Origin of the sequence: Robinsoniella sp. RHS (assembly GCF_001029355.1) — a bacterium.
Classification (GTDB): Bacteria; Bacillota; Clostridia; order Lachnospirales; family Lachnospiraceae; genus Robinsoniella; species Robinsoniella peoriensis.
Genome location: NZ_JNGB01000265.1, coordinates 1 through 1,507, shown reverse-complemented (window position 1 = coordinate 1,507; position 1,507 = coordinate 1). Strand labels below are relative to the sequence as shown.

Annotated in this window: 2 protein-coding genes; both read right to left on the bottom strand. The window is 42.9% G+C overall.

The features are described 5' to 3' along the window. Positions 1-500, bottom strand: a 500-nt coding sequence (locus RHS_RS29660; RefSeq protein ID WP_395023683.1) for an N-acetylmuramoyl-L-alanine amidase, incomplete at its 3' end; no start/stop codon positions are given. Between the two features lie 159 nt (positions 501-659). Then, positions 660-1,507, bottom strand: an 848-nt coding sequence (locus tag RHS_RS29655; protein ID WP_047835273.1) for a glycosyl hydrolase family 18 protein, incomplete at its 5' end; no start/stop codon positions are given.

Sequence of the window (1,507 nt, the reverse complement as noted above, 5' to 3'; positions counted from 1 at the left end):
TCTGCAGACTGGGAATAATAAAATACCTGAGGACCATGCACCGACTCGGCAGTATAACTGTTCTGATGGATGCTCACCGTAAATCTGGGGTTGGCGCTGTCAATTAGTTCACATCGTTTTCTCATATCCTGCTGCTTCTTATTGGAAGCACCGGGATCATAAAGCCCATCCTGCGTTTCCCTGGTCATTACAACCGTAACTCCTTTATCTGTGAGGATTTTCTGAATTTTCTTGGCTATTGCCAGATTCAGATCTTTCTCAAGAGCTTTATTAATCCCAACCTTTCCAGGGTCATCTCCGCCGTGTCCGGGGTCCAGAACAATTACTCTGTCCGAGCTCACCTGACTCCCACCAGGTTTACCAACCTCAGATTCAGCTGTTACTGCCGCACTTTTTGCCAGCCTGCTGTCAGCTGCCAGGCTTCCGCCCATACTTCCCAGGAAATAAGCACCTACCAGCACCAATATTCCCATTCCCAGTTCTATCATATTTTTTCTCATAAAAATATCCCTGTCTCATACACTTATTACCAGTATATGCGGCAGGGATATGCTACATTCTATGACTTCTCTATTTGTTTATAAAACTGTCCCATGGCTGAAGAACAGCTTTCTTTTTATTATAATTCATTTTCGAAATAACTTTACTGCATCCTTGCTTTAACTTACATATTTTAAAATAACGTCCCAGATGCTTGCTCTTTCAAATCCAAGCTTCCAGGCGGCGATTCCACCCAGATTGTATTCTTTAACTAATTTAGCCTTTTCCTCAATGGACTTCTCATTCTCCAGCCAAATCTTATAGTTGTTGCCGTCACCACCGGTAAACTCTGCATAATCCTGCATAGTTCCTTCGTCCCAGGCTGCCTCAACCCCATTATTTGCAAGAGACTCATCTGCCTGATCCATACCAATCGCTTCACTGGACAACTCCGTAGAGCCGTTCTTATTTGTTGTGATCTTCCACAATCTGGTGTAAAAAGGAACTGCATTGATTACCTTCTCTGCAGGTACTTCAGCAATCGTCTCTGTAATTCCAGCCTTTACAAACGGCATGGATGCCACTGAGCCGGCTTCTTCAGAACCCACATAGTGCTCATCATAACCCATTATAATGACATAATCTGCTACAATACCCTGTTCTTTTCGGTTATAATGTGCCGTAAACGGCTTCGGAACCGGATCATCTATGGATAAAACAATTCCATTCTTGCGGCATTTTACTGAAAGTTCACGAATGAACTGAATATATCCGTCTGCAGCATCCTCCGGAATTGTCTCAAAATCCACATTAATTCCTTCAAAGCCATTTTGAATTGCGGATGCAATCAGTTGATTTGTAATCTTTTCTCTGGACGCTGTAGAACTTAATACCTTTGTAGTATCCACCTGTTCACTGAAATTGTCAATTAATGCCCAGACTTCCAGATCGTTGGCATGTGCAGTTTTAACATAATCCGCGTCTGCCAGACTGGTGAGGTTTCCATCATTATCAGCAATAGAAAACC